The sequence below is a fragment of the Azospirillum melinis genome, assembly GCF_013340935.1.
Taxonomy (GTDB): Bacteria; Pseudomonadota; Alphaproteobacteria; order Azospirillales; family Azospirillaceae; genus Azospirillum; species Azospirillum melinis.
This window is the reverse complement of sequence record NZ_WHOS01000051.1, coordinates 25,382-51,681: the sequence shown is the minus strand read 5'-3', so window position 1 is coordinate 51,681 and position 26,300 is coordinate 25,382. Positions and strand designations below refer to the sequence as shown.

The 26,300-nt window shown below is 69.5% G+C and carries 24 protein-coding genes, 1 tRNA gene, 1 rRNA gene and 1 riboswitch; of the genes, 7 read left to right on the top strand and 19 right to left on the bottom strand.

From position 1 onward, the window contains the following. Both rrf and GBZ48_RS27455 read left to right on the top strand, forming a co-directional pair. A 5S ribosomal RNA gene (gene rrf, locus GBZ48_RS27460) occupies positions 1 to 90 on the top strand; the annotation flags it as partial. A gap of 78 nt (positions 91 to 168) precedes the next feature. Next, a tRNA-Met gene (locus GBZ48_RS27455) sits at positions 169 to 245 on the top strand. On the opposite strand, the gene GBZ48_RS27450 is transcribed toward GBZ48_RS27455, so the two are convergent. Beyond that, positions 224 to 781, bottom strand: coding sequence for a recombinase (locus GBZ48_RS27450; RefSeq protein WP_174473939.1), 558 nt, complete (start codon positions 779 to 781; stop codon positions 224 to 226). The two genes, GBZ48_RS27455 and GBZ48_RS27450, sit on opposite strands and share 22 nt — an antisense overlap. A 585-nt stretch (positions 782 to 1,366) precedes the next feature. Here GBZ48_RS27450 and GBZ48_RS27445 point away from each other — a divergent pair. After that, the gene (locus tag GBZ48_RS27445) at positions 1,367 to 1,732 is read left to right on the top strand and encodes a methyl-accepting chemotaxis protein (RefSeq protein WP_174473943.1); all 366 of its coding nucleotides are present in this window, start codon (positions 1,367 to 1,369) and stop codon (positions 1,730 to 1,732) included. Next, complete coding sequence (locus tag GBZ48_RS27440) at positions 1,711 to 2,295, top strand: ABC transporter ATP-binding protein (protein ID WP_343049694.1); 585 nt, start codon at positions 1,711 to 1,713, stop codon at positions 2,293 to 2,295. Before GBZ48_RS27445 ends, GBZ48_RS27440 begins: the two co-directional genes overlap by 22 nt. 34 nt (positions 2,296 to 2,329) lie before the next feature. Here GBZ48_RS27440 and GBZ48_RS27435 read toward each other — a convergent pair whose 3' ends face one another. From GBZ48_RS27435 to GBZ48_RS27415, 5 genes are all read right to left on the bottom strand, one after another. Then, on the bottom strand, positions 2,330 to 4,504 hold the full coding sequence (locus GBZ48_RS27435) for a TonB-dependent receptor (RefSeq protein WP_174473938.1): 2,175 nt from the start codon (positions 4,502 to 4,504) through the stop codon (positions 2,330 to 2,332). A gap of 144 nt (positions 4,505 to 4,648) precedes the next feature. Next, positions 4,649 to 5,482 (bottom strand): (2Fe-2S) ferredoxin domain-containing protein, encoded by an 834-nt coding sequence (locus tag GBZ48_RS27430; RefSeq protein WP_174473937.1) that lies wholly within the window; start codon positions 5,480 to 5,482, stop codon positions 4,649 to 4,651. Then, entirely contained in the window at positions 5,479 to 6,522 is a 1,044-nt protein-coding gene (locus GBZ48_RS27425) for a FecCD family ABC transporter permease (protein WP_174473936.1), read from the bottom strand. Before GBZ48_RS27425 ends, GBZ48_RS27430 begins: the two co-directional genes overlap by 4 nt. Beyond that, entirely contained in the window at positions 6,519 to 7,505 is a 987-nt protein-coding gene (locus GBZ48_RS27420; protein WP_174473935.1) for an ABC transporter substrate-binding protein, read from the bottom strand. Before GBZ48_RS27420 ends, GBZ48_RS27425 begins: the two co-directional genes overlap by 4 nt. Next, complete coding sequence (locus tag GBZ48_RS27415) at positions 7,502 to 8,338, bottom strand: ABC transporter ATP-binding protein (RefSeq protein WP_174473934.1); 837 nt, start codon at positions 8,336 to 8,338, stop codon at positions 7,502 to 7,504. The genes GBZ48_RS27420 and GBZ48_RS27415 overlap by 4 nt, the downstream gene beginning before the upstream one ends. A 123-nt stretch (positions 8,339 to 8,461) precedes the next feature. Then, a riboswitch (cobalamin riboswitch) is annotated at positions 8,462 to 8,695 on the bottom strand. A gap of 262 nt (positions 8,696 to 8,957) precedes the next feature. Between GBZ48_RS27415 and GBZ48_RS27410 the strand changes: the two genes are divergently transcribed. The 3 genes from GBZ48_RS27410 to GBZ48_RS27400 all read left to right on the top strand — a co-directional run bounded on the left by GBZ48_RS27410 (position 8,958) and on the right by GBZ48_RS27400 (position 12,665). Continuing rightward, positions 8,958 to 9,398, top strand: coding sequence for a DUF2946 family protein (locus GBZ48_RS27410; protein ID WP_174473933.1), 441 nt, complete (start codon positions 8,958 to 8,960; stop codon positions 9,396 to 9,398). Positions 9,399 to 9,536: 138 nt separating this feature from the next. Further along, positions 9,537 to 11,738 (top strand): TonB-dependent receptor, encoded by a 2,202-nt coding sequence (locus GBZ48_RS27405; RefSeq protein WP_246307496.1) that lies wholly within the window; start codon positions 9,537 to 9,539, stop codon positions 11,736 to 11,738. 48 nt (positions 11,739 to 11,786) lie between these two features. After that, the gene (locus tag GBZ48_RS27400) at positions 11,787 to 12,665 is read left to right on the top strand and encodes an energy transducer TonB (RefSeq protein WP_174473931.1); all 879 of its coding nucleotides are present in this window, start codon (positions 11,787 to 11,789) and stop codon (positions 12,663 to 12,665) included. Between the two features lie 11 nt (positions 12,666 to 12,676). Here GBZ48_RS27400 and GBZ48_RS27395 read toward each other — a convergent pair whose 3' ends face one another. From GBZ48_RS27395 to GBZ48_RS27335, 13 genes are all read right to left on the bottom strand, one after another. Next, the gene (locus GBZ48_RS27395) at positions 12,677 to 13,882 is read right to left on the bottom strand and encodes an acyl-CoA dehydrogenase family protein (RefSeq protein ID WP_174473930.1); all 1,206 of its coding nucleotides are present in this window, start codon (positions 13,880 to 13,882) and stop codon (positions 12,677 to 12,679) included. A 30-nt stretch (positions 13,883 to 13,912) separates the two neighbouring features. Next, positions 13,913 to 14,920: an ABC transporter substrate-binding protein gene (locus GBZ48_RS27390; protein WP_174473929.1), complete on the bottom strand. Its 1,008-nt coding sequence runs from the start codon at positions 14,918 to 14,920 to the stop codon at positions 13,913 to 13,915. Positions 14,921 to 14,958: 38 nt separating this feature from the next. Beyond that, positions 14,959 to 15,744 (bottom strand): class II aldolase/adducin family protein, encoded by a 786-nt coding sequence (locus GBZ48_RS27385; protein ID WP_174473928.1) that lies wholly within the window; start codon positions 15,742 to 15,744, stop codon positions 14,959 to 14,961. Between the two features lie 26 nt (positions 15,745 to 15,770). Next, positions 15,771 to 16,730, bottom strand: coding sequence for an NAD(P)-dependent oxidoreductase (locus GBZ48_RS27380; RefSeq protein ID WP_174473927.1), 960 nt, complete (start codon positions 16,728 to 16,730; stop codon positions 15,771 to 15,773). Positions 16,731 to 16,736: 6 nt separating this feature from the next. Beyond that, a complete protein-coding gene (locus GBZ48_RS27375) occupies positions 16,737 to 17,861 on the bottom strand; it encodes an LLM class flavin-dependent oxidoreductase (RefSeq protein WP_174473926.1) in 1,125 nt (374 codons plus the stop codon). Between the two features lie 64 nt (positions 17,862 to 17,925). Then, complete coding sequence (locus GBZ48_RS27370; RefSeq protein WP_174473925.1) at positions 17,926 to 18,939, bottom strand: ABC transporter substrate-binding protein; 1,014 nt, start codon at positions 18,937 to 18,939, stop codon at positions 17,926 to 17,928. A 26-nt stretch (positions 18,940 to 18,965) separates the two neighbouring features. Beyond that, positions 18,966 to 19,811 carry an ABC transporter ATP-binding protein gene (locus tag GBZ48_RS27365; RefSeq protein ID WP_174473924.1) on the bottom strand — a complete coding sequence of 282 codons (846 nt, stop codon included), beginning with the start codon at positions 19,809 to 19,811 and terminating at the stop codon, positions 18,966 to 18,968. Between the two features lie 6 nt (positions 19,812 to 19,817). Beyond that, the gene (locus GBZ48_RS27360) at positions 19,818 to 20,645 is read right to left on the bottom strand and encodes an ABC transporter permease subunit (RefSeq protein WP_174473923.1); all 828 of its coding nucleotides are present in this window, start codon (positions 20,643 to 20,645) and stop codon (positions 19,818 to 19,820) included. Positions 20,646 to 20,773: 128 nt separating this feature from the next. After that, positions 20,774 to 21,679, bottom strand: coding sequence for a LysR substrate-binding domain-containing protein (locus GBZ48_RS27355; protein ID WP_174473922.1), 906 nt, complete (start codon positions 21,677 to 21,679; stop codon positions 20,774 to 20,776). 30 nt (positions 21,680 to 21,709) lie between these two features. Continuing rightward, on the bottom strand, positions 21,710 to 22,702 hold the full coding sequence (locus tag GBZ48_RS27350) for an ABC transporter substrate-binding protein (RefSeq protein WP_174473921.1): 993 nt from the start codon (positions 22,700 to 22,702) through the stop codon (positions 21,710 to 21,712). Between the two features lie 9 nt (positions 22,703 to 22,711). Beyond that, the gene (locus GBZ48_RS27345) at positions 22,712 to 23,590 is read right to left on the bottom strand and encodes a TauD/TfdA dioxygenase family protein (protein ID WP_174473920.1); all 879 of its coding nucleotides are present in this window, start codon (positions 23,588 to 23,590) and stop codon (positions 22,712 to 22,714) included. A gap of 9 nt (positions 23,591 to 23,599) precedes the next feature. Further along, entirely contained in the window at positions 23,600 to 24,634 is a 1,035-nt protein-coding gene (locus tag GBZ48_RS27340) for an ABC transporter substrate-binding protein (protein WP_246307495.1), read from the bottom strand. Between the two features lie 20 nt (positions 24,635 to 24,654). Continuing rightward, positions 24,655 to 26,286 (bottom strand): rhodanese-like domain-containing protein, encoded by a 1,632-nt coding sequence (locus tag GBZ48_RS27335; RefSeq protein ID WP_174473918.1) that lies wholly within the window; start codon positions 26,284 to 26,286, stop codon positions 24,655 to 24,657. Positions 26,287 to 26,300 lie beyond the last annotated feature (14 nt).

The following is a 26,300-nucleotide window of genomic DNA, read 5'->3' as shown; positions in this document are numbered from 1 at the left end:
CACCCGATCCCATCCCGAACTCGGCCGTGAAAAGCCTCCGCGCCAATGGTACTGCGTCTTAAGACGTGGGAGAGTAGGTCGCCGCCAGGTCGCTCAGGCACAGGAGACGCTCAATACACAAAGCGCACGCTTGCATCTTCACCGTCCGTCACCCGACGATGATACATCCGCGGGGTGGAGCAGCCCGGTAGCTCGTCAGGCTCATAACCTGAAGGCCGCAGGTTCAAATCCTGCCCCCGCAACCACCGACACTTGACGCCCCGGTTCGAAAGAGCCGGGGCGTTCGTGCGTCTGGGGTCCGCCTCGGCGCACGCCTCCAGGATTGCCAGCAGGTCGACATGAAGCTGCGCCTCCAGCCCGGAGCCCGAGGGGCAGGGGACAGCACGACGCGGTCAACCATAGGCCGGATCATCTCCATTGCGGCCATCCCCTCGTCGCCCTCACCGAACACGGACTCGAGTTCCGCGATCTTCCGCCGGTACAGCTCCGGCAGGTTGGCCGGCAGCATCATCTCCGGCGCCTCCGTACCCAGGGCGTCGATCTCGGCGACGAGCGCAGTACGCTCGACCTTCAGGGCTGACAACCGCTCCTTCAGAGACGGGCTGTACATGCCGTTCTCCACTGCTTCCAGGATCGACGCGATCTTCCGGTCGGTTCCGGCGAGGGCGCGCTCCCGATTCCCGCGCCGGTTCCGGGCCTCGGCCTGATCACGCCGTTGCGCCACGACTATTTCCTCAATAAAGGCGGCGACCACGTCGGCGCCGAGCAGGCGCTCCTTCAACTGTTACCCCGCGCTGGTGAGGGCGGGCGGCGTCCTGCTTGGCTGGATCGCCGGCGATCTCGCTATTTCCGATCCCTTGATCGCCGCTTGGGTCGACCGGGAAGCATTCGCGCTTGCTTATCGACCCCATTGGCGGCGGCGATCTACGTCTGGGCGAAGAGCCGGACGATGGTCAGGGAACCGAAACGGAAAGCCCCGGCAAAGCGGATGGCCGTTCCGGCATTTCCCCTCCCTGCCTCCGGCCCGTCGGCAGCCTGGACCATACCGTCGGAACCGGCACTCACGGATCGCTTCGGCGATATTGCGAACCGGGCAACCGGAATTGCGGTTCCCGCGGCTGTTTCTCAGTCAAGCGGAGGCAGGGTTAAGCTGTTCCTTTATGCGGTGTCCGCGATCACTGTCGCAATCGGCATTTTATTTGATCGGCGCCCTTGGGAGCGCCTTCACGATCATTCACCAAAGCTCCGAACATTCGCGTCAGACGATCGCTGGTCCGTCCTGTCCGCCAACCGCGGTGTCGATCCGGTAACCCTCAATCGCCTCGTTACGCAATGCCGCATTCGGGCACAGGCCAATCAGTAGCGGCTGTCGACCGGTCTGCCCGGCGAGGCTGGAAAGCGCTTCGCCGTCGTGACAAGCGAGGTCAAGAACCTCGCCGGGCAGACCGCCAAGGCAACGGAGGAGATTTCCACCCAGTTCAAGGCGATCCAGCAGACGACCCAGGGCGTGGTCCATGCGATCAATGCCATCGGCGGCACCATCGGCACGATCAACGACATCACGACGTCGATCACCGCCGCCGTGGAGCAGCAGGGAGCCACCACCAACGAGATCTCGCGCGGGGTCCAGCAGGCGGCCTCAGGGACGCATACGGTGTCCGGCAACATCCAGCAGGTCACGGAAGCGGCCGCGGAAGCGGGGGGCTGCTGGTGCCGCATCTCGCCCGGCTGATGGTCGGGCCGGTCTTTGTGCGCCTGCTGCCCTTCGCCGTTCTGCTGGGGGCGGCCTATCTGCTGGCGGTGGACACACTGGCGCGCGAGATCGGCCGGGTCGAACTGCCGCTGGGGGTCTTGACCGCGGTGATTGACACGCCGGTGTTCCTCTGGCTGCTGGCCTTCGGCCGCCGGGGCTGGCTGCGCATCAGCGGCGGCGAGCGGCAGCTGGCGCTGATCGCACGGGCGCTGGCCCAGGCACCACGCGTGCTGGTGCTGGATGAACCGACCGCCAGCCTCGATTTCGGCAACCAGCTGAGGGTGCTGGAGCAGGTGCGCCGGCTGGCCGACGAGGGAGGTCTTGCGGTCGACTTCTCCACCCACCATCCCGGGCATACCTTCGCCGTCGCCGACAGCATGGCCCTGCTGCATGACGGCCGGCTTGCCCGTTTCGGCCCGCCGGCGGACGTGTTAACCGCGGAGATGATGCGCGAGGTCTATGGCGCGGAGGTGGATGTGCTGCCGGTCGGCGATGCCGGCATGCGCATGTGCGTGCCCCGTGCTCTGCACCGCAGGGCGTGACGGGCAGGGGACGCCCGGGCGGAATGCCGAGAGGTCAGAACGTCATCGAGAAGGCCAGTTCCGCCGAGCGCGGACGGCCGAGCACCCAGCTGGTGTTTCCTCCGGCCACGGCATAGACCTCGTCGAACAGGTTGAACGCGCGCAGGCTGAGCTTGGTGTTGTCGGTCGGCCGGTAATCCAGCCCGGCATTGACCACCGTGTAGGAGGGCCGGACGCTGGTGTTGGCGGAGTCGGCGTAGGTCTTGCCGACATACTGCATGCCGGCCCGCACCTCCCAGCCCGGCAGGAAGGCCCAGTTCGCCCAGACATTGGCGGTGCGCTCCGGCACGCCGGTCGGCACGTTGCCGGCATAGGACACGGCGCGGCCCGACACCGTCTGGGTAAAGTCGTCATATTTGGCCCGCAGCAGCGCGCCGTTCATGTCCACCCGCACGCCTTCCCACAGGCCGAGGGACAGGGACGCCTCCAGCCCGCGCGAGGATTGCTGCCCGACCTGTACCGTCACCGTCGGCTGGTTGGGTTCGGTGGTCAGCAGCTTGTCCTTGACGATGCGGTAGGCGGCCAGTGTCCACTCGCCACGCCCTTCGAGGAAGGAGTGCTTCACGCCGATCTCGATCTGCCGGCCGGTGGACAGGTCGAAGTCCTTCTGCGTTGGCGACAGCGAGATCAGATTGCCGACCGGGTCGACGGCGGTGGCGTATTGGCCATAGAGGGCCAGACCGGGAACGACCTCGTACACCGCGCCGGTCCGCCAGCTGGTGGCGCGGAAGTCCTTGTTGTAGGCGGTTCCCGCCACCAGATCCCGACGCTCGACGGTGGGGGCGTCGTAGCGGATGCCGCCGACCAGCGACAGCTGCGGCGTCACCGCCAGCCGGTCCTCGGCGAACAGGGAATATTGGCGGGTACGCGACCGGCTGCGCGGAGAGGTGCCGGCGCTGTTGAGGAACAGGCCGGGCGCCGGGTCGAACGGATCGACCGTGCTGGACCCGCCATAGGGCGAGTTGTTTGTGTGCTTGAACTCGATCCGGTTCAGGTCGAAGCCGCCGACCATCTCGTTCTTCATGCCGAAGACGCTGTTGCGCCAGGTCGCGTCGAAGCGGTCGCCGACCTGCCGCTGGTCGTGGTAAATCTCGATGTAGCTGCTGCGCTGAATGCGCCGGGCGGCGGCGGTCCAGGCGTAACTCTCCACATCCTTCCAGTGGCGGTGGCTGGTCAGGTGGTAGGCGGTGTTGCGCAGGGTCAGTGCGTCGGACACCGCCCATTCGGTCTTCAGCTGGGTCCAGTTGTCGCGATAGCGGATGTCGCTGTCGGCCACATTGAAGTTGCGGTGCCGCAGCGCGCGGTCGAGGCTGCCCGCGATCAGCGGCGTTCCGAAATATTCCTGCGGCTGCTGGTCGCCATAGTCGTTGGACAGGGTGAAGGCCAGATCCGGTGTCGCCTGGAGCTTCACCGCGCCAGACAGCGCGAGATTTTTCGTGTCGCCGCGATCGACCCAGCCGTTGGAGCGGTTGCCGCTGGCGTCCAGCCGGTAGGACAGCTTTTCCCCCAGCGGACCGCCGCTGCCGAAGGCGGCGCGCCGGATGCCGTCGGTGCCGATGGCGACGGTCGCCTCGTTGCGGAAATCGGTGGTCGGGCGCTTGGGCACCACGTTGACCACGCCTCCGATGGCGCCCTCGCCGAAGAGGACAGAGGCCGGCCCGCGCAGCACCTCGATGCGTTCGGCCGACCAGGCGTCGAACGGGAAGGTGACGGTGCCCGACCCGACATAGAGCCGCGTCCCGTCATACAGCTGCATCACCGAGCCGTGGCCGGCGAAGCCGCGCGTCGCCAGCGACGATCCGCCGTTGCCGGGAGCCGCCAGCGAGGTGAAGCCGGTGGCGTTCTGGGTGACGGCTTCCGTCACGCTGGTCTGGCCGCGGTCGCGGATGGTCCGGCCGTCGATCACCTCGACGCTGGCCGGGGTTTCCAGCGGGGTCAGGCCGAGGCGGCTGCCGCCGGTGTTCGGCCGGTCGAGCGCCAGCCCGGCGGCAGCGTCCGCCGCCCGGCCGGTGACGGTGACCGGGGCCAGAGTGACCGGCGGTTCGGATTCGGCCGCTCCGGCCGCCGTGGGGCCGAAGGAGGCGGAGACCAGGAGTAGCGTCGCCAGCGAACCGGAGCGCTGGCGATTGTGCCGGCCGGAAATGATGCGGGCAGGATGGGCAGGAAGCATGGACAATCCCCAAGGATAAAAAAAACGAGAAAGGGCATTCCGCGAAGTCGGTGCTTCGCGGCTGACGGGTGTGCGGGGTGCTGGGTGGACGGCGCCGTTCGGTCGGGTTGAAAAGCCGGACGGCTGGAGATCAGAAAGGCCGGATCACCCCATGGGGGCGTCCTCCGCCCGTTCCACCGGGCGGTTGCGGTGGAGGATGTCGGCGGTTTCAGGTGTGTCGGACAGCAGGTGGCCGGTGACGATGCGGTCGATCTTCGCGGGCGTCAGGTCGCCGTACCACACGGCGTCGGGCTGGACGACCAGCAGCGGTCCGCGGTTGCAGGGGTAAAGGCAGCTCGTCCGCGCGCACATCGCCCGGCGCGGACCGGCGTTCAGGGCGCGGTGCCCTTTCATCGCCGCGCGCAGATGCTGGTACAGCGGCTCGGCACCGCGATGCAGGCAGCGGGCGCCGACACAGACGAAGACCTGTCGGCCATGTTCGGGGATTGCCGACCAGCCGGGCTTGCCGAGGCTGGGCTCTGTTTCGCGGACATCCTGTGCAAGGGCATCCGCCGGCGCCTCGGCGTTGCAATTGGGGGCGATGCAGTTGAGGGCGATGCGGTCGAGGGCGGCGGGCAGGTCGAGCGCGCTTTCCACCGGCGGCGCCAGCCGGACGGCCATCGCGGTGCCGGTCGTTGTGGCCCAATGGCTGAGCGCGCCCGGCAGCCACGCCGACAGGCTGGGGTCGGACGGCACCATGGCGGGAATGACCAGGGCCTCGGTCACGCCGTCCCTGGCCAGATCGGCAAGCACGCCGGGCAATGCGGGGCCGGACAGGTCGGCGTGGGCGGTCGCGACCGTAACGGCTTCGTCGCGCGCGGCGTGCCCGGCTGCCAGAGCCGATGCGAGCGCCTTCAGGTTCTGCCCATGGTCGAAGGAGGCGCGCCCGTAGAGGACGATGGCGCGCCTGGATGGCGGGTTCGCCGGGGTTTCCGTCATGGCGTGCCTCTCCGCCGCATGAGCCACAGGAAGAAGGTGCCGCCGACCAGTGCCGTGACGATGCCGACCGGAATCTCGCGCGGGGCGAACAGGGATCGGGCGACGACGTCCACCCACAGCAGGAGCAGCGCCCCGCCCAGTGCGGCCACTGGCAAGAGCGCCCGCAAATGTCCGCCGACCAGCGTCCGCGCGATGTGGGGCACCACCAGCCCGACGAAGCCGATGCCGCCGCAGGCCGACACCAGAGCCCCGGTCATCAGGGCGGTGACGAGGAAAAGCTCCAGCCGCAGGCGGGCCGGATCGGTGCCGAGCGAGCGGGCCGCATCGTCGCCCAGGGCCAGCGTGTTGACGGTCTCCGCCCGCAGCCACAGCCACAGCAGCCCGCCGATGACCAGACCCGCCGGAACGGGCAGCACGCTCCAGCGCGCGGTGCCGAAGCCGCCCATCATCCAGAACAGCGCGGCGTCTGCGCCGCGATCCGTCGCCATGACGATCAGGACATTGGTGACGGCGTGCAGGATGAAAGCGACCGCGACACCCGTCAGCACCAGCCTTTCGCCGCTCACCACACCGTCGCGCCCGCGTGCCGCGGCGAAGACGGCCAGCATCGCCGCGAGCGCACCGAGAAAGGCGGCGACCGGCAGGCCTAAGCCCGGCAGCCCCAGCGTTCCGGCGAGCGCACCGGCATAGAGCAGAACGGTCACCGCCCCCACCGAAGCGCCGGCCGACACGCCGAACAGATAGGGGTCGGCCAGCGGGTTGCGCGTCAGCACCTGAAGCACGCCCCCCACCGCCGCCAGTCCGGCCCCGGCCAGCGCGCTCAGCAGAACGCGCGGCACCCGCAATTCCCAGACGATGTTGCGTTCGGCCCGGCTGGCCTCGACGGGCGGGGCCAGTGCCGGCCACAGCTCGTGTATGACGACCGCCCAGACCTTCGGGATGGGGACGCGGGCGGCGCCGAAGCCGACGGCGGCCACCGTGGACAGGGCCAGCACGGCGGCCAGGAGCAGGCAAAGGCCCAGCAGGCGGGAGCGCTTCATGGTGCGAAGCGCTCCGGGTGCAGGGTCCGCGCCATCCGCTCCAGTGCCTCGACAGTGCGGGTGGACGGCGTCTGCTCGGCATAGGTCAGCACGATAAACTGCCGCTTGCGCACGGCCTCAACGTCGGCCAGCTGCGGTGCCGAGGTCAGATAACGGATGGCGTCCTCGGCCGGGATGCGATGGGCGCTGACGATGATCCATTGCGGATCGCGCCGCACCATCTCCTCCCAGCTCACCCGGACATAGCTGTCGGGGATGTCGTCGAAGATGTTGCGCCCGCCGGCCAGCTCCATCAGCAGACTGGTCATCCCTTCGCGCCCGACCGACAAGGGCGCCGCGTCGGTGTGGCACTGGTCGCAATACATCACGCGCGGCCGGTCGGCGATGGCGCCGACACGCTCCGTGACGGCGGCGACACGGCGGCGGAAATCGGCGACCATGGCCTCGGCACGCTCCGTCACGCCGAAGATGGCGCCCAGCGCCAGCAGATCGGTGTAGAGCGTATTCATGCCGATCGGCTCGCGCGGGCCGATGCGGATGCAGCTTTCCCGCAGCGTGTAGGTCGCCACGCCCATCTCCGCCAGCCGGGCGGGGGTAAGGCCGCGCGCTTCGTTGAAGCCATAGCTCCAGCCGGCGAACAGGAAGTCGGGGTTGACGGACAGCACCGCCTCCAGCGTCGGCGCGCGGTCGGGCAGCCGGGGTAGCGCCGCGACCACGCCCGGCGGGGCGATCAGCCGGTGCTCCACCCCCTCGATACCGGAAACGGCGACCAGCCGGTCGGCGAGGCCGAGGTCCAGCATGGTCTGCGTCATGTTGGTGTCGTGGACCATCGGCCGCTTCGGGGCCGCGGCGAAACGCGCGGTCTCGAAACAGTTGGCGACCTCGACCGGGTAGGATTGGGCGAGGGCGCCGCCGGTTTGCAGGGCGAGGGCCAGGGAGAAGACCGGGGCGAAAGGCGGAACGCCGCGGAGAAAGCGTCTCAACGTGATGGCTCCGTAAAAGGCGACATCAGGGGCGACAGGTCGATGCGCAGCCGGCTGTCCTGGGGGCGGCGGTCCACCGCCGCGGCGACGCGGTAGACGGCGGTCAGCCGGTCGGGGGTCAACGCGTCCTCCGGCGCGGCATCGGCCTGGAGCCGTCCGTCGGCCAGCAGCAGGATGCGGTCGCACCAGCGGGCTGCCAGTTCGATGTCGTGCAGCGTCGCCACCACGGTGATGCCGAGCGAGCGCACAAGATCGAGCACGGCGAAACGGTGGTGAATGTCCAAATGGTTGGTCGGTTCGTCGAGCAGCAGGATGCGCGGACGCTGGGCCAGGGCGCGGGCGATCGTCACCCGCTGGCGTTCGCCGCCCGACAGCTGTTCGACCGCCCGCCCGGCCAGCCCGGACAGATCCAGCCGGTCCAGGGCGTCCTCGACGATGGCGCGGTCCTCCGCCCCGGCCCCGGCGAAAGGGGAGCGGCGATGGACCAGCCGCCCCATGCCGACCACGTCGCGAACGGTGAAGCCGAGTGCGGCGGGGGAATCCTGGGCCTGGAGCGCCAGTCGGCGGGCCAGCTCGACCGGCCGCAGAACGCGCGGATCGTCGCCGTCGATGAGGACCCGGCCGGCGGACGGGGTTTGCAGGCCGGCGAGGCAGCGCAGCAGTGTGGTCTTGCCCGAGCCGTTCGGCCCGAGAATGCCGAGGATTTCACCGCCGGAAACCGAGAAGCCGATGTCCGACAGGACCATGCGGCCGGCCAGCCGGCAGCTCAGCCGCTCCACCGCGATGGCGGGGGGAGGGACCGATGTCTCTGTGGGGAAGGGCGCTGACGCCATCCGTGCTTCCTGTCTTTGCGGACGGGGAGGCATGGCGGACGTCTTGCGGAACACGCGACGCGACCGGAGCGGAGTCCGGGCACACGCACGGCAAGCGTTCCACCGGGACACCCCGCCCGAGGACGTTTCGTTGTGGTGCTGGCAGGTCTCCTGGCTTGCGGGTCGTCGCCGTTCCGTCGGGCCTTCCCAGCGCCGATGGGCGCCAGTGGCTTGAAATGACGGTACGGCTCGCCGCTCACAGTTGCGGGGGCAGCCCCGGCCTTACCGCATTCCCCTTCGCAGGGTTGGCGACTCACCGGGTTCCCTCTTAGCTTCCGGCGGCGAACCGCCGGAAGAACCAGAACCAAGACCATTCATGAGCGACGCGGCGCCTCCGGTCAAGCTTTGCGAACGAACGAGAGCATCGGAAAGTCCATATCCAAAAATGTTATGTTATAACATTACATATTGTGCCGTCGTGCGACCTGCAAGGAGAAGTTCGCCCTCGGATCTGGGCGTCGGATTTGGGGCCTGCGGGAAAATGCCGCTGATCCCGAGTGCGGCACTTCGGCTAATGTGCCGCACCCAATGCGTGCGGTTGCACGTGCGATGGGCAAGATGGATCGATGCACGGATCGGCATGAGCGCGACCCCGGACAGACTGCGACCCGTGCGACGGGCCGGCCTTGCGGCCGGTGCGATTGCGCTGCTGTTGCAGGTCGTCGCCTGGGCCTGGATGCCTGCCGTCATCGCATCCGCCAACGCGGCCGAGAGCAGCCGGATCGTCATCTGCACGCCGGATGGGTTCAAGACCGTGGTTATGGACGACCACGGAATGGCAGGCGATCCGGCAGGCGACGAGAGCGATTCGGCGAAGAGCGATTCGGGCCAAGGCTATCTGCTGATGTCGGGCGGTTCCTGCCCGCTCTGTCCGCTGATCGGCGGATTGGCGCTGCCGCCGCCGGAACTGCGGATGACGCGCGCGTCGGTCGGGCGCCACAGCCCGGAAGTCTTGCCCGGCGACGTGATTGCCGCCGGCTGGTTCCTCTCCACCCTCCAGGCCCGCGCGCCACCGGTCTGAGGCCGGAGTTGCGGGATCGCCATGCGGGACGTCCGCGCGGCGATCCGCCCTTGCCGACCTTCCCTGTTCGCAGCCTTGCACATCCTTCGCGCCGATGTCGCGGAGCCGTGTTCGGCTGGCCTCAGATCGAGATATCTCATGATGTTGCGTTTCGCCGCGGCCGGCGCCCTGCGCGCCGCCCTGCTGTCCGGTGCTGCCCTGTTCCCCGCCGCCGTGTCCGCCCAGACCGTTCCGCCGTTTGGTCCGCCGCTTGCCCAATCGCTTCCGGCGATTTCCGTGATCGCAGGCCCGGACGATGCCCTGGCCGCCGGCACCGCCCTGGGCGGAGATGGGCTGGCCGCCCGCCGGCCCACCACCGGAGACGTCGCGGCCTTGCTGCGCGGCTTGCCCGGCGTCAGCCTCTACGGCAATGGCGGCGTGTCGAGCCTGCCCGCGCTGAACGGGCTGGGCGCCGACCGCGTCAACGTGCTGGTCGACGGCGCGCCCGTTGCCCCCGCCTGTCCCAACCAGATGAACCCGGCGCTGTCCACCATCACGCCGACGCGCCTGTCCAAGATCGAAGTGCTGGCCGGGATCACGCCGGTCAGCGCCGGCGGCGACAGCATCGCCGGCACCATCGCCGCCGAAAGCGCGCCTCCGGTCTTCGCTCCGGCGGGCGAGGCGGTGCATACCGAGGGCAAACTGTCGGCCTCCTACCGGTCCAACGGCCGCGGCGTGACGGGGGCCGCCGAGGCGTCCGTCGCCACCGACAGCCTCAGCCTGGGCTACAGCGGATCCTGGAGCCGGGCCGGGAACTACAAGGCCGGCGACGGCCAGACCGTCCGCTCGACCCTCTATAACGTGCAGGACAATGCGGTGACGTTCGGGGCGCGCCGCGACGGTCAGCAGGTCACGGTGCAGGGCGGCATCCAGACCATGCCCTACCAGGGCTTTCCCACCCAGCGCATGGATTTGACCGACAACCGCACCGCCTTCCTGAACGGCCGGTACGAAGGGGCCTTCGACTGGGGAAATCTCGACGCCCGCGCCAACTGGCGGCGGACGCGGCACACCATGAATTTCCTGGAGGACAAGGGCGGCAGCGCCGGCGGCGGCATGCCGATGGACACGCTGACCACCGACGCCGGCTATTCGGTCAAGGCGACGCTGCCGCTGTCGGCACGCGACATTCTGCGGGTCGGCAGCGAGTTCCGCCACACCCATCTGGACGACTGGTGGGACCCTGTTGCGGGCAGCAGCATGATGAGTCCGCTGACCTACTGGAACGTCAAGGACGGCACCCGCAACCGCCTCGGCACCTTCGCCGAGTGGGAGGCAACCTGGTCGCCGGCCTGGACGACGCTGCTCGGCGTGCGCAACGACGTGGTGTGGATGGACACCGGTGCGGTGCAGCCCTATTCCTGGCAGAACAGCCTGGGCATGGGCATGGGGGGCATGATGCCGATGGCCAACCCGGATGCGGCCGACGCGCGCGCCTTCAACGCCCGCGGCCGTGGCCGCACCGACGTCAATTTCGATGCGACGGCCCTGGTCCGCTACACCCCCTCCGACACCAGCGCGATCGAAGCCGGCTACGCCCGCAAGACCCGCTCGCCGAACCTCTACGAGCGCTATGCCTGGGGTACCGGCGCGATGTCGAGCAGCATGAACGGCTGGTTCGGCGATGCCAACGGCTATGTCGGCAATCCCGACCTCAAGCCGGAGGTCGCCAACACCGTCAGCACCACTTTGTCGCTGCACGATGCCGCCCGCAAATCCTGGGAGGTCAAGCTGACCCCATATTACACCTATGTGCAGGATTTCATCGACGTCGAGCGGATCGGCACGCTGAGCAACGGCTTCGTCAAGCTGCGCTTTGCCAACCATGACGCCATCCTGCTCGGCGCCAACCTGTCGGCGGCGGCCGGGCTGTACGAGGATGACAGGATCGGCTCCTTCCGCCTGTCCGGCGTCGTCGGCTGGGTGCATGGCCGCAACCTCGACACCGGCGACGCGCTCTACCACATCATGCCGCTGAACGCCCTGCTGACGATGGAGCACCGGCTGGGCGGATGGAACAGCACCGTCGAGTTGCAGGCGACCGCCCGCAAGGACCGAGTGGAAGCGGCGCGCAACGAACCGAAGACACCCAGCTATGCGCTGGTCAATCTGCGGACGGGATACGAGTGGGGCAACGTCCGGGTCGATGCCGGCGTCGAGAACCTGTTCGACCGGCAGTATTACCTGCCGCTTGGCGGTGTCGACTATGCCGACTTCCGGGCGGGGGGAAGCCGGGGCACCGTCGGCGCGCTGCCGGGGGCGGGGCGGTCCTTTATCGCAGGCATGACGGTGAAGTTCTAAGGCGGACCGTCCGTCGCACCGCACCTCTCCCTGCCGAAGGTCCGCTCCATGCCCGAGCACCGGACGATTGCCGCCTCGCCCCGTCTTGCCGCGGAACCGGCCCCCGTTCCATCGGCCGCCCGGACCGGGACAGCGCGGTGGAGCCTGCCGTTCTCGCTCGCCATGCACGCGGGGGTGATCGCCCTTGCGGTCGGTCTGCATGCACCGCCGGCTCCCCCGCCGGCGGTGGTTGCGGTGGAACTTTCCTTCGTCGCGGCTGCGGCTGAACCGCCGGCGCCGTCGCCAGACACCGGCGACGCTGCTACGGAATCGCTTCCCGATGCCCCGATGCCGCCGGTCGCCGATACACCGGTCGCGGAGCCGTCCGCGCCGGTCCCGGCGGAGCCGCTCAAGGAGGAGACCAAGGAGGAGACGCCGCCGCCCGTCAGGCCGCCGATTCCGGCACGCCGGCCATCGCCCGGCCCCCCGCAACATGCCCCGTCTCCCATTAGGGCCCTGCCGGCCGCAATCCCCCCGACGGACAGGTCCGGGCGTGTCGAGCAGCCGGCGGCGCAGGCGTCATCGGCACCAGCTACCCAGCCGGCCGCTCCGGCGGCGGTTTCGGCGCCACCCTCGGACCCGCCTGCCAACTCCGACAGGCAGGCGGCCGATTACTTCGGCACGATCCAGGCAAGGCTGGCCCGTCACAAGACCTATCCGCAGGCAGCGCGCCTGAAGCGGGAGGAAGGCACGGTGGTGGTCCGCTTCACCATCGTCGCCGACGGCACCATAACGGGCTGGGCGGTCGTCCAGGGATCGGGGCATGGCAGCCTCGACCGGGCCGCGGAAGAGATGATCCAGCGTGCGTCGCCGCTTCCGCCGATCCCCGCCGGGATGGGCCGCGCTCAGATCGACATCACGCTTCCCGTTCGCTACGCCTTGCAATGACGGCCGGCCGCTTACCGCGCCAGGGCGGCGCGCCCGGCGCCGGTCAGGATCATGTCGTTCTGCGGGGCATGGACGCGGGCGCACAGGACATCGCGGTGATGGCGCTCCAGCGGGTTGTCGCGCGACAGGCCGGGATTGCCGGTGACCTCCAGCGCCCGCGCCACCGCATCGATGGCGTTGTTGGTCACCGTGTATTTCACCAGCAGGGCGTCGCTCTGCGAAGGCGGCGTGCCGCCGTCCACCGCCGCCGACAGGGACCGCAGGAGGATGCGGTTGGTCAGCAGAAGCGCTTCGATCCCGCCTAGGGCCTCCTGCAGGCGGGGGACGGTGGCGAGCGACGCACCGTTCAGCCCCGTCGGCTTGCGGGCGTGCAGGAAGCCGACCAGCCAGTCGCGGGCGGAGCGGGCGATGCCGTCATAGACGCCGCTGAACAGGGCAGCCATCCAGGCGGTGGCGACCGCGTCGGGGGCGGCCCAGCCGGCGGGCGGGCGCAGCTCGCCGGCATGGTCATCGGGGACGAAGACGTCGCGGAACACCACCTCGTGGCTGCCGCTGGCCCGCATGCCGATGTGGTTCCAGCTTTCCCGCACCTCGATTCCCTGTTCGGTCAGGCCGGTGCCGCGCGGGACCACCCAGGTGCCGACCAGCGGCTCGGCATCGTCGGTGCGGGCCCAGACGCCGAGCCAGGACAGCGCCGGAATGCCGGTGGAATAGATCTTGGTGCCCGAAATGCGCCAGCCGCCCGGCACCTTGCGCGCCACCGTCGCCGGCAGCCCGCCGCGGTGCGGCGTGCCCAGTTCCGGCTCGACCCGCAGGATGTTGATCAGCGCGCCGTCGGTCGCGGCGGAGCGGGCGATGCGCTCGCGCAGCGCCTCCGGCCAGGCGGACCCGCGCCAGAGCTGGTTGTGGATGACATATTGCAGCACCAAAACCAGCGCGGTGGACGGTTCGCCGGCGGCGATCCCGTTGACCACCGCCAGCGCATCGCGCAGCCCACCGCCCTTGCCGCCTGCCGCTTCCGGGGTGACCAGCGCCGGAAGCCCGAATGATGCCAGCCGCTCGAAATTCTCGAAGGGGAAGCTTGCCGCGCCGTCATGCTCCGCGGCGCGCGTCGCGAACTCCGCCGACAGGGTGGCGATCAGCGAGGGGTCGACCGCCGGGACCGGGGCGGTCCCGGCGAACGGAGAGGCCGGAAAGGGCAGGTCGTCAAAGGGCATGGCAGGCAATCCCGCTACAGTGGAGCCGGTTCAGGCGAGGTCGACCGTGATGCGCCCGGCGAAGCGCTGGCTGTCGGTCGAGCGCTTGATGACCGACACGCTCTTCAGCTCGTCGGTGTAGAGCGCCAGCTGCTGGCGCAGCTCGTCGCCGATGGGGGTGACATTGTGGGCGTGGCTGCGCAGCATCGCCTCCAGCTCCTCCACCGGGAATTTCGGGGCGAAGGGGGCATAGGCCGCGGCGGCGGCGCGGAGGTCGGCGTAAGCCGCGTGCTGCGCCTCGATCAGGGCGGCGGTCAGCGCCTTGGCCGCCGGACGGTTGTCGCGCAGCAGGCTGCCGCGCACGCCGACGAGGCAGCAGGTGCGGGTTGCGAACTCGCCGCAGACATTGTTGGTGATCTCCACCATCTGCGGATTCTTGGTCTGGCTCCAGACCAGCGGGTCGCCGTCGGCGATGGCGTGGATTTCTCCCTTCTCCACCGCCAGACCCAGCAGGTCGGCGGGGAACTGGCGCCATTCGACGTCCTTGTTGGGGTCGAGGCCGAATTTGGTCAGCACGACCGAGAAGAAATTCTTCGACGGGCTGGCCATGTCGCTGACGCCGATGACCTTGCCCGGCAGGTCGAGCACCGTCTTCACCCCTGCCGCCTTCGCCCCGAACAGCCGCATGCAGCCGCCATGCAGGCCGGCGGAAATCTTCACGTCGAAGCCCTGCTCCAGCGGCTTCAGCCAGCGCAACGCCATGCCGACGCCGGCATCGGCCTTGCCGGTGGCGATGGCTTCCAGCAGCTGGTCGGTGGAGCCGGTGAAGTTGACCAGCTCGACCTCCAGCCCGTGCTTCTTGAACAGGTCGAGCTGGAAGGCCAGCGGCACGGCGGAGAAGCAGACGGCCCCCGCGTTCCACGACAGGCGGAGCGGTTCCGCCGCCACCGCCCGGCGGCGCAGAACGAAGGGGGCGGCGAGGGTGACGGCGCCGGCGGCAATCAGGCCGCGGCGGGACAGGGGACGGCGGAACAGGGAAAGGGCCGGGTTCGCGGTCATCGTTCTTGTGCTTTCACGAAAGGTGGAACGGGACAGGGTCAGTCGAGCAGGTCGGGTTCGGCCGCCACGATCCATTCCCACAGCGGGTGGAAGTTGTAGGCGCCGCCCTGGTGGGTGCCGACCTGCGACCGGGTCAGCAGCGCCGTCTCATGGTCGATGGGCTGGGGCCGGCCGGCGGCCTCGGCCAGCAGCTGGGTGTGGGCGGCGTTGTCGGCGCTGATGAACCACCAGGCGGCGGCCTCGACGCTCGGGCCGACGGTCAGCAGGCCGTGGTTCTTCAGGATCGCCAGTTTCCGGTCGCCCAGCGCCTCCACCAGCCGCCGGCCTTCGCCCTCGGTGAGGACGACGCCGGAATAGGGGTCGAAGATCACCTGATCCTCGTAGAACGCCGCCGCATCCTGGCTCAGCGGGGCGAGCGGTTGGCCGAGCGCCGACCATGCCTTGCCGTAGGTCGAATGGGTGTGGGCGGCGGCCACCACGTCGGGACGCGCCCGGTGGATGGCGGAATGGATGGTGAAGCCGGCCTGGTTGATGGCGCGGTCGCCGTACAGGATGGTGCCGTCGCCGTCGACCAGATGCAGGTCCGACACCCGGATGGTGCGGAAATGCTGACCCAGCGGGTTGATCCAGAAGCGGTCGGGATGCTCCGGGTCACGCGCGGTGACATGGCCGGCCAGCCCCTGGTCGAAGCCGTAGCGGCCGAACAGGCGGAAGGTGGCGGCGAGCCGCTGCTTGCGGTGCTGCCGCTCCTCCTCGACGCTCGTGTAACTGACGGGGTCCACTGGCGGCCAGAATTTGCGCGGCCTGGGCTGGATATGGGTCATCGGGCAGGGGCTCCGTCGGGAAAGGGTCAGTAGCCGGTGGCGGCGTCCACCACGTCGCGCAGCGGTTCGCTGCGCGCATAGGCGTCGAGGTTGGCGAGGATGCGGTCGGCCAGCCGCCGGTCGAAGTCCGGGGCGGACCACGAGACATGCGGCGTCAGCCGGATCGCGGGATGGCTGTAGAAGGGGTGGCCGGCGGGCAATGGTTCGGGGTCGGTCACGTCGAGCGTGGCGTTGGCGACCCGGCCGCTGCCGATGGCGGCGAGCAGGGCGTCCTGATCGACCAGCGCGCCGCGGGCGACGTTGACCAGATGCAGCCCCGGCTTGACCTGCGCCAGAAGGGCTGCGCTCACCAGCCCGCGGGTGGCGGCGGTCAACGGCAGGGCGAGCACCAGATGGTCGCTGACCGCCGCCAGATCCTCCAGCCGGTCGAACGGTTCGATGCCCGGTTCCGGTTCGGCCCAGCCGGAGCGGCGCACCGCCCCGACGGTCATCCCGAAAGCGAGCGCTCGCTCGGTCACCGCCCGGCCGATGGCGCCGAAGCCGGCCAGTCCCAGCCTTTTGCCGGACAGGCTGCCCAGCGTCTCGCGCCGCCAGTCCTCCGGTCCGGCGAGGCGGATGGTGTCCCACCGCTTCTCGACGCTCAGGATCGCCGTCATCGCGTAATCGGCGATGGCAGCCGCCGACACGCCGCGGGCGCAGGTGACGACCGGAGCGCCGTCGAGCAGCCAGGGCGGGTAGAAATCCATACCGGTGGAAGCCGACTGGATCCAGCGCATCCCCTTGCCCCAGCCAGGGGGAGGGGCGGCGGGGGCCTCCTCCCACCCGATCAGCGGACGGGTCAGCAGGACCTCGACGTCGGCCGGCAGGTCCCAGGGGGCGTGGCCGGCCCGATGGTCCAGCACCGTGGGGCGCGAGGGGTGGGCGGCGATGCGCTCCCCCACGACAGGGCCAAGCTGGTTGAGGATGACCGGAGACGGCGCTGGCACGATGCCTCACTCCGCCGCGACGGCCTGGGCGCGCTGGCGCTCGGCCACCAGCTGGCGGACGCGTGGCAGCAGGTCGCGGCCATAGGCGATGGCGTCGGGCAGCGGGTCGAAGCCGCGGATCAGGAAGGTGGTGACGCCGAGGTCGTAATAGTCGAGCAGGGCGTCGGCGACCTGATCCGGCGTGCCGACCAGCGAGGTGGAGTTGCCCTTCGCCCCGGTCAGGGCGGCGATGGCGGTCCACAGGCGCTTGTCGTGGCGGTGGCCCTTGTCGGCGATGGAGAGCAGGCGGCGGGCGCCTTCGTTGTTCGGCAGGTCGCCGCGGGTGAAGCCGGTCTTCTCCAGCAGCGCCTTGGCCTTCTCATGGATGGCTTCGGCCTTGGCCCAGGCGGCGTCCTCGGTTTCGGCCAGGATCGGGCGCAGCGACAGGCTGAAGGCCGGCTGCTGACGGCCAGCCTTGGCGACGGCGGCGCGCACGCGGGCCAGCAGCTCGCGCACCTGATCGTGGGTCTCCCCCCACACCGCATAGGTGTCGGCATGGCGTCCCGCCACCTCGACGGCCGCGGCGGAGGCGCCGGCGATCCACACCGGGATGCCCGACGCGTTGTAGGGCTTCACCTGCGAGAAGGCCTTTTCGACCTGATAGAAGCGGCCCTGATAGTCGAAGGGCTTGTCGCTGGTCCATTCGGCGCGGACGATGTCGAGGAACTCGGACGTGCGGGCATAGCGGTCGTCCTTGTCCTCCACCGTGTTGCCGTCGCGGGCAAGCTCGCTGCGCTCGGCGCCGGTGATGACGTTGATGGCGACGCGGCCGCGGCTCAGCTGGTCGAGCGTGGCGAGTTGGCGGGCGAGGATGGTCGGCGCCTGGAAGCCGGGGCGGTGGGCGATCAGCACGCCCAGCCGGTCGGTGACGCCGGTGATGTGCTGGCTGACCTGAAGGCTGTCCGGCGCATCGGCATGGAAGGCCTGGAGCACCGAATCGAAGCCGCCCAGCTCATGGGCCTTGGCGACCGTCTCGATGTAATCGCGGTCCACCACCGGACCCTGGCGCGGGATGATCTCCGACGCATTGTGGTTGCCGACGAAGCCGACGAAGCGGAGCGGATGGGCAGAGGCGCTGTGGGAGGCGGTCATGGCGGTGGTCCCTTCTTGTGCGTGGCGGGATTCGGGAAAGGGCTTTTTTGCGAAGCCGTGCCGGTCAGCTGAGCGGACGCGACAGGATGTCGGTGAAGCGGCGGTCGAAGGCCGGGGCGATGTCGATGCGCTTCGGCAGGACACCGAGCTGGTGGAAGGTGTCGGCGACGTTCTGGGCCGAGGCGATGTCGGCATCGGCGATCGGCGCCAGATCGCGCTGGCGGGAGTTCTTGCGCAGGATTTCCAGGTCGGTTTCGACCGGCACGCCGATGGCGGCGGAATGGACCTGGGCCCAGCGCTCCAAATTGGTGGCGCGCCAGGCGAAGGCGCGGCGCAGCCGCAGGAAATAGTCGCCGATGGCGGCCGACTTGCCCGGATCGGCCAGCGCGTCGGGCGAGGCGAGATACAGGTAGTTGCCCGACAGATAGCCGTTGGAGGTGACGAGGACCCGCGCGCCCTTCTTGATGGCAAAGGGCACCGAATAGCCGTAGATCGCCCAGGCATCGAGCGCGCCCTGCTCGAAGGCGGCCTGTCCCTCCGACGGGGTCAGGCTAATCGCCTGGATGTTGCTGAAGCGCAGCCCGGCCTCGCCCAGCATCTTGGCGAGATAGTACTGCGTGGTGGTTGCGCGGACATAGCCGACGCGCTTGCCCTTCAGATCGGCGACCGACTGGATCGGACTGCCGGGCGGCACCAGCACCACCTGCCAGTTCACGTCGTCCTTGACCACGGCGACGATCGACAGCCGGGCCCCGGCGGCGATGCCGAAGGCGGGCGGGATCTCGCTGCTGGAGCCGACGTCGATGGAACCGGCATTGATCGCCTCGACGATCAGGTTGCCCGACGCGAACTCGGCGAACTGCGACCGGAAGCCGGACCCGGCATTGCCGGACGCTTCCAGCGCCAGCCCGTCCAGCGCCTTGTAGTCGGCGATGTGCAGGACGGTTTCGGAGGCCGGGCCGGAGGCGGCCTGCGCAAGGCCGGGCAGGGTGCCCAGCGCCAGGGCGCCGCAGGCTCCGCGCAACAGACTGCGGCGGCCGAACGGGGTGGAGGGAAGGCGGACAATGTCGGTCGTCATGGCGGCGGGTCCGTCGGCGTCGAGGGTCAGAGGCTGGGCGCCGCGGCGGCACCGGCGGGCAGGCCGTAGCCGCCGGGCTTCACGCCGATTGCCCTGGATTCGGTGCGCTGCGGTTCCCGTGCGGCCAGATGCTCCTCGTCGACGCCAAGCTCGGCCAACAGGCGGGAGCGCAGCGCGATGAAGCCGGGGTCGCCGTGGCGGCGCGGGCGGGCGAGAGGGATCGGGATATCGGCGGCGATCTTGCCGTCCGCCATCACCACGGCGCGGTCGGCCAGCAGCAGCGCCTCGTCCACGTCATGGGTCACCAGCAGCACTGCGGGGGCATGGGCGCGCCACAGCGTCTCCACCAACCCTTGCATGCGCATCCGGGTCAGGGCGTCCAGCGCCGCGAAGGGCTCGTCGAGCAGCAGCAGGCGCGGTTCCCGGACCAGGGCGCGGGCCAGCGCCGCGCGCTGTGCCTCGCCGCCCGACAGGGTCAGCGGCCAAGCGCGGGCCCGGTGAGACAGCCCGACCTCCGCCAGGGCCGCAAGCCCGCGGGCTTCGGCATCGGGACGGCGCAGGCCCAGCGTGACGTTGCGCAGCACCCGCATCCAGGGCACCAGCCGCGGCTCTTGGAACACCACGGCGCGCTCTTCCGGCAGCTGTACGGTGCCCTCCGGTGCCGGATCCAGCTTGGCCAGGGTGCGGAGCAGCGTGGACTTGCCGCAGCCGGAGCGGCCGAGCAGCGCGGTGAAGGAGCCCGGCTGAAGGTCGAGTGACAGGCCGTCCAGTACATTGCCGTTGCCGAAGTTGCGGACGAGGCCGCGGACGCTGACGACAGGCTTGTCAATCGTGGACTGGGAGGCGGCGATGCGGGAAAGGGTGTGGCTCATGGAGGGTCACTCCTTGATGAAGGCCGGGCGCCAGACCAGCGCCCTGCGTTCGATGACGCGGACGATCAGGTCGGCGAGCAGGCCGAGGATGGCGTAGACGATCAGGGCGACGATGATCACGTCGGTGCGCAGGAATTCCCGCGCCGTCATCGCCAGATAACCGATGCCGCTGGACGCGTTGATCTGCTCGCCCACCACGAGGCTGAGCCAAGCGACGCCGAGCGCATAGCGCAGGCCGGTCAGGAAGGCGGGTAGGGCACCCGGTAGGATGACCTGGGCGATCAGTTCCCCCCGCGTCAGGCCCAGGGTGGAGACGGCCTCCACCACCTTGGCGTCGACGGTGCGGATGCCGGCGAACAGGTTCAGGTAGATCGGGAATGCGGTGCCGAGCGCGACGAGCGCGATCTTCGGCGTTTCGCCGATGCCGAACCACAGGATGAACAGCGGCACCAGCGCCAGATGGGGCAGGGTGCGCAACATTTGCAGAAGCGCGTCCAGTGCATCCTCGCCCCGCCGCGACAGGCCGGCGATCAGCGCGCAGACGGTGCCGGCCGACACGCCGATGGCGAGCCCGGCGCTGACCCGGCCGAGCGAGACCAGCAGATGCACCGCCAGTTCACCGCTGACCGTCAGGTCCCAGAAGGCGGTCAGGATCTGGCTTGGCGAGGGGATGGTGCGGGTGGAAATCCAGCCCAGCCCGACGCTGGCCTGCCACAGAACCAGCAGCGCCAGCGGCACCGCACAGCGGCGCAGACCTGCCGGAAACGTCCCCGCCGGAAGCCCCCATCTCCGGGATCCGGCTCCCGTCCGTTGGGTCGCGGTGGCTGCCGTCATAATCCCTCCCGATGCCGGTCTATTGCGGTGGCTACGGGAGAAAGCCTATTCCTATTGCGTGAATAGGAAAAACAAAAAACACAAACTACACTGTTGAGAAAAACTTAAGTAACGTAAATTTTATGTTATTACTGTGCGCCCGCGTCACGCAGGACTGCGGCCAGCGAGTCCGCCAGAATTCCGTGCAGACGGTCGACCGCCGGGTTGGCGGCGGACGGTGCGCGATGCAGCTCCAGCGGAACCGAGCCCAGTTCCGGCAGGTCATGAAACGGATCGAGGGGCGCCAGCGTGTCGGGCAGGCCGAGCGGCGTGCGGATGGTGACGCCCAGCCCGGCCTCCACCGCCGCCCACAGGCCGGACAGGCTGGGGCTGGTGAAGGTGATGCGCCAGGGGCGCCCGCCGCCGTCCAGCCGCTCGATGCCGTGCTGGCGGAACATGCAGGGCGCGTCGAGCAGGGCCAGCGGCAGAGGGCTTTCCCGGTCGGCGCGAAAGCCGTCCGGTGCAACCCAGGCCACCGGCAGATGGGCCAGAGTGGCCGCTCCGGTCGTCGTCTTTGCGGTATCGCCGCCGATCTCGCCGAAGGCCAGGGCAAGATCGAGCGCACCCTGGGCCACCCGCTCGCGCAGCTCGCGCCCACGGCCGACCTGAGCCTCGACATGGATGCGGGGATGGGCGCGGTGGAAGGAGCCGAGCACGGATGGCAGCCAGCGTTCCGCCAGATCCTGGGGAAAGCCGACCCGCACGGTGCCATCCATCGCCCGGCCGCGGGCCGCCGACAGGGCCTCGTCGTTCAGGGCGACGATGCGGCGGGCATAGCCCAGCAGCAGGTCGCCGGCATCGGTCAGCGCCACCGTGCGGCCGGCCTTGCGGAACAGCGGCTGGCCGACCTGCTCCTCCAGCTTCTTCATCTGCAGGCTGATCGCCGATTGGGTCCGGCCCAGCCGTTCGGCGGCGCGGGCGAAACCGCCATGCTCCATGGCGATCACCAGCGCCCGCAGCACATCCATGTCGAGGTTGGTCGGAAGCATCGCCATCCCGCATCGCCTTCCTGCGGTTCGCCGTCGTCAGGCCGGCAGCGCGCTGTTGAAGCCGGGATCGAAGATCGCCGCCGCGTCCAGCCGCTTGGGAATAATGCCGAACTCGCGCCAGACGTCGGACGTCGCCTGCTGGTCGGCGATGACCGAGGCGTCGATGGCGACCGGCCGCGCCCGCTCGACACCGAAGGTGTGGCGGGCGATGGCGGGGTCGACGCCGACCGTCCTGGCCCAGATGCCGGCATAAGCGTCGCTGTTCTCCAGCGCCCACAGCCGGGCGGCGGCGAAGCGGCGGAGCAGGTCGGTCAACGCCTCGCGCTTGGTGGATATCGCCTCCAGCGTGGCGGATTGGTAGGACAGGCCGCTCATCAGCCCGGTGCCGGTGACGACCGCGCGGGCGCCGTCCACCAGCAGCGCCTGCGACACATAGATACCCCAGCTCGACCAGGCGTCGATCGAGCCGGCGGCCAGTGCCGATTTTGCATCCGACGGCAACAGGAAGGCGATCTTCACGTCGTCCGGCTTCAGCCCGTTCGCCTTCAGCGCCGCCAGCACGAGGTAATGACCGATGGAACCGCGCCCGGTTCCGATGGTCTTGCCCTTCAGGTCGGCGACGTTGCGGATGGGGGAAGAGCCCGGCACCAGGATGGTGGTGCTCTGCGGGTTGGAACGGACGGCGCCGATGATCTTGGCCGAGGTGCCGGCGGCCAGTGCGAAGGTGGTCGGCGCGTCGCCGGCGTAGCCGACCTCGATGGCGCCGGCGTTCAGCGCCTCCAGCAGGGGTGCGGCAGCCGGGAACTGGCTCCATTCGATGCGGTAGGGCAGGTCGGCCAGAAGCCCGGCCGCCTCGATCACCGATTGGACGCCGCCCTTCTGGTCGCCGACCTTCAGCACGGTGCCGGCGGGAATGGCAGCATTCGCCGGCCGCAGGGGCGCGAGCCCGGCGGCGAGCGCGCCGACACCGAGGCCGAGAGCATGGCGGCGCGTGAGGGCGTTCAAAATGGAATGCTGTGACGGGATCATGGAGAGCTCCTAAGCGGCGGCATTTTCGGAAGCGCGACCCGGCACGGCGATCTGGGTGCGGTGCATGCGGCGGCGCTGGTCGTCGGGGAAGGGGTCGCGGCGGTGCATGGTCCAACGGTTGTCCCACATCACCAGATCGCCGACCCGCCAGCGGTGGTGCCAGGCAAGCTCCGGGCGCACCGCCGCCGCCCAGATTTCATCCAGCAGCGCCTCGCTCTCCGCCACGGACAGGCCGGAGATGTGGGCATGGGGACGGCGGCCCAGCAGCAATGCCCTGGCACCCGTCACCGGGTGGGCGATGACCAGCGGATGCACCGTGCCGGGCGAGGTGGCGACATCGGTCGGCGGAGCGAAACCCTGACGCAGATAGCCGCCGCTGTTGGTGGTGCTGTCATGCTTGATCGACAGCCTCTCCACCCGCCGCTTCAGCGCCTCCGGCAAGGCGTCATAGGCGGCGAACATGCTGAGGAAGCCGGTGTCGCCGCCTTCCGCCGGCACCTCCAGCGCATAGAGGCTGCTGGCGTAGGGAGGGGTCTCCAGATAAGTCATGTCGGCGTGCCATACCGACTCTCCCGCCCCCAGCGCGCCGATGGGCCGGCCATTCTCCGTGACGTTGGAGATGACGTAGACCTCCTCATGGCCGGGCGCGTGCAGCCGCCCGTTCTCGGTGATCGGCGCCTTGTCGAGCGGACCGAAATGGCCGGAAACGCGGACGAGGTCGGCGTCCGACAGGGCTTGGCCGCGGAAGACCAGCACCAGATGGCGGTCCAGCGCGTCGGCCAGCGCCGATGCCGTCGCCGGGCGGAGCGGTTGTGACAGGTCGAGGCCGCGGATTTCCGCGCCAAGTGTGGGCGAGACCGGATGGACGGTGAACTCCGTGTGGGGCATGACGGGACCTCAGCTGCCGGTGCGGTCATGGATGTCGGCGAAGAACAGGTCGCGCCAGTCGGCCGGCCGGTTGCGGATCGAGCCGATGCGCGCCATGAAGTCGGTGAAGGTGCCGATGCCGCGCGGGGTGAGATCGTAGGAGATCTCCGGATGCGCGATCATCGCCGCCACCTCCTCCACGCCGAGCTTGGAGTTCTCGATGCGGATATAGGCGCGGGCCGCTTTCTGCGGGTCGGCCTTGATCTGCGTCACCGCTTCCTCAAGCGCCGCCAGCACCGCCTTGGTCAGCTTTGGGTTGGCATCGTGGAAGGCGGTGGAGGTCCACAGCGCGCTGAAGGAGGCGGGACCGCCCAGCACGTCGTAGCTGCTCAGCACCTTGTGGATTTTGGGATCGCGCAGCTGCTGGTCCTGGAAGGGCGGGCTGGTGAAATGGGCGGTGATCTCGGTCTTGCCGGACAGCAGGGCAGCGGTGCCGTCGGGGTGGGCCAGCGAGACGGTCTGCGGGTCCAGCTTCGCATGCTGGCCGGGGCCGAAGGTCTGCTCCGCCGCGATTTGGAGGACGATGGCCTGATAGGAGGCGCGGACCGACGGAACGACGATGCGGTCCTTGTCGGTGAAGTCCTTCAGGCTTTTCACCTCGGGCCGGTTGGTGTTGAGATAGGCCGGCTGGGCGTTCAATGCCGCCAGACCGCGCAGGTTGGCGTTCCCCTTCGTCTTGTCCCAGGCGATGATGAAGGCGGGCACGCCGGCCGCGCCGAAATCGGCATTGCCGGACAGGGTCGCCTCGGTGATCGTCGTCGGGTTGCCGAGGGGGGTGTAGCTGGCCTTCACCTCCCCCAGCCCGGCGGCGCGCGCCTGTTTCTCCACCAGCCCCTTGTCCTGCATGACATAGAGCGGCAGATAGCCGAGGCCGAGATTGCGGGCGAAGCGAACCTCCGTGGCCTCGGCCCGCGCCACCTGCGGCATCGAGGCGGCGATCCCGCCGGCGAGAAGCAGCGCGGTCCCCAGGAGGGTCCGCCGCCGAATGGAAAAGGGCTTGGTCATGAGCTGTCCCATCCGGCGCGTCAGATGACGTGGAAATTGTGGGCGCCATCGCGCTTCAGCTGATCGACCAGTTCAAGCTCCCAGTCGATATAGCCCTGCATGGCGGCGGCGCTGTTGTCGGTGCCCTCGTAGGGGCGCTTGTAGACGTCGTCAGGTTCGCCTCCCAGCCGGTCGAGGTCCGTGCTGAGCGGCAGTCCGGCGGCGACCCAGCCCTTGGTGCCGCCCTCCAGCAGCAGCGGACGCTGCCCGCCAGACAAATGGGAAAGGGTGAAATCGGCGGCGGCATAGCGGGTCAACGTGCCATCGCCGCAGGTCAGCACTGGCCGGACCCCCTTGGGCAGAAGCGCGATGGTGCCGGCCAGCCGGGCGCGGGTGGAGAAATACGCTCCCGGAATATGGCCGGCGCGGTAGCGAGGGCTGCGGGTGATGTCGATCACCGCCGCTTCGCCATTCTCCAGCAGGGCCAGCAGGTCGCGCGGCGCGATGGTCTCGGCTCCCACCTCCGGTTCCGGCGGCAGGCGGCGGCGGTCGGGGCCGCTCTCGCTGCCCAGGACGGACACATCGCCCTCCAGCACATGCACTTCCCAGCCCAGTTGCGAGAGCCAGGAGGCGGTCATGTCGGCGCGCGGACCGCCGCCGCCGGCCGGATCGTCGGCCAGGACGATGCGGGCGCCGCGAACCGCCACATGCTCGTCGGTTGCCTGGACCAGCTGGCCGCCGGCGGCGTGGCGGAAGCCGGGCAGATGGCCGGCCTCATACTCCTCCGGCGTGCGCACGTCGAAGAGATGGAGCGTCCGGCGCTCGTCGCCGCGGAAGCGGTCGAGCGTCTTCGCGTCGATCCTGCCGACGCCGGCCCGGTCGGCAACCGCGCGCGCCGCCCGGCGGCCGGCGGCGTCGCCGTCTGCCGAGACCTCCGGGAAGCGGCCCCCGCGCCCGCTGTCGAGCGTCAGCCCGGCCAGCGTCCAGCCGATGGTGCCGTTGCGCAGGGCGGCGACCCGGTTGGGGATGCCGGCATTCACCAGGGACTGGGTGCCGATGATCGACCGCGTGCGGCCGGCGCAATTGACCACCACCAGCGTCTCAGGGTTGGGAGCGATGTCGTGGACGCGCTTGACCAGCTCGGCCCCCGGCACGCTGATGCCGCCGGGGATCGACATGGTGCGGTATTCCTCGAAACGGCGGGCGTCGAGGACGACCAGATCGGCCTTGGCGTCGAGCAGCGCCTTGACCTCCGCGGCCGGCAGCGAGGGGGTGTGGCGATGATGCTCGACCCACTCGCCGAAGGCCTTGCTGGGCACGTTCACGTCCCGATAGACCTCGAATCCGGCGGCGATCCAGCCGGCCAGCCCGCCCTCCAGCAGGGTCACGTCGCCGTAGCCCAGCGCCTGGAGCCGGCGGGCGGCCGGCTCGGCATAGCCCTCGCCATCGTCATAGACGGTGATCGGCACGTCGCGCCGCGGCAGCAGGTCGTAGGCCAGCAACTCCACGCGGCTCAGCGGGACGGAGATGGCGAACAGCGGGTGGGACAGCGAATAGGGGCCTTCTTCCCGGGCGTCGAGCAGGGCGACCTCGTCGCGCTCGATCCAGGCGCGGCGGATGTCGGCGGGGCTGCGGGTGGCGAGCGGGGCGGTTGCGGTGACTGCTGCGGTCATGGCGGTGACGGATC

Excerpts from the sequence above, each read along its gene's own strand:
- GBZ48_RS27340 (WP_246307495.1), bottom strand. The coding sequence starts at position 24,634 with ATGACCAAGCCCTTTTCCATTCGGCGGCGGACCCTCCTGGGGACCGCG.
- GBZ48_RS27390 (WP_174473929.1), bottom strand. The coding sequence starts at position 14,920 with ATGACCGCGAACCCGGCCCTTTCCCTGTTCCGCCGTCCCCTGTCCCGC.
- GBZ48_RS27385 (WP_174473928.1), bottom strand. The coding sequence starts at position 15,744 with ATGACCCATATCCAGCCCAGGCCGCGCAAATTCTGGCCGCCAGTGGAC.
- GBZ48_RS27425 (WP_174473936.1), bottom strand. The coding sequence starts at position 6,522 with ATGAAGCGCTCCCGCCTGCTGGGCCTTTGCCTGCTCCTGGCCGCCGTG.
- GBZ48_RS27355 (WP_174473922.1), bottom strand. The coding sequence starts at position 21,679 with ATGGCGATGCTTCCGACCAACCTCGACATGGATGTGCTGCGGGCGCTG.
- GBZ48_RS27360 (WP_174473923.1), bottom strand. The coding sequence starts at position 20,645 with ATGACGGCAGCCACCGCGACCCAACGGACGGGAGCCGGATCCCGGAGA.
- GBZ48_RS27400 (WP_174473931.1), top strand. The coding sequence starts at position 11,787 with ATGCCCGAGCACCGGACGATTGCCGCCTCGCCCCGTCTTGCCGCGGAA.
- GBZ48_RS27435 (WP_174473938.1), bottom strand. The coding sequence starts at position 4,504 with ATGCTTCCTGCCCATCCTGCCCGCATCATTTCCGGCCGGCACAATCGC.
- GBZ48_RS27370 (WP_174473925.1), bottom strand. The coding sequence starts at position 18,939 with ATGACGACCGACATTGTCCGCCTTCCCTCCACCCCGTTCGGCCGCCGC.
- GBZ48_RS27415 (WP_174473934.1), bottom strand. The coding sequence starts at position 8,338 with ATGGCGTCAGCGCCCTTCCCCACAGAGACATCGGTCCCTCCCCCCGCC.
- GBZ48_RS27335 (WP_174473918.1), bottom strand. The coding sequence starts at position 26,286 with ATGACCGCAGCAGTCACCGCAACCGCCCCGCTCGCCACCCGCAGCCCC.
- GBZ48_RS27350 (WP_174473921.1), bottom strand. The coding sequence starts at position 22,702 with ATGATCCCGTCACAGCATTCCATTTTGAACGCCCTCACGCGCCGCCAT.
- GBZ48_RS27410 (WP_174473933.1), top strand. The coding sequence starts at position 8,958 with ATGAGCGCGACCCCGGACAGACTGCGACCCGTGCGACGGGCCGGCCTT.
- GBZ48_RS27430 (WP_174473937.1), bottom strand. The coding sequence starts at position 5,482 with ATGACGGAAACCCCGGCGAACCCGCCATCCAGGCGCGCCATCGTCCTC.
- GBZ48_RS27405 (WP_246307496.1), top strand. The coding sequence starts at position 9,537 with ATGATGTTGCGTTTCGCCGCGGCCGGCGCCCTGCGCGCCGCCCTGCTG.
- GBZ48_RS27375 (WP_174473926.1), bottom strand. The coding sequence starts at position 17,861 with ATGACCGCCTCCCACAGCGCCTCTGCCCATCCGCTCCGCTTCGTCGGC.
- GBZ48_RS27395 (WP_174473930.1), bottom strand. The coding sequence starts at position 13,882 with ATGCCCTTTGACGACCTGCCCTTTCCGGCCTCTCCGTTCGCCGGGACC.
- GBZ48_RS27365 (WP_174473924.1), bottom strand. The coding sequence starts at position 19,811 with ATGAGCCACACCCTTTCCCGCATCGCCGCCTCCCAGTCCACGATTGAC.
- GBZ48_RS27345 (WP_174473920.1), bottom strand. The coding sequence starts at position 23,590 with ATGCCCCACACGGAGTTCACCGTCCATCCGGTCTCGCCCACACTTGGC.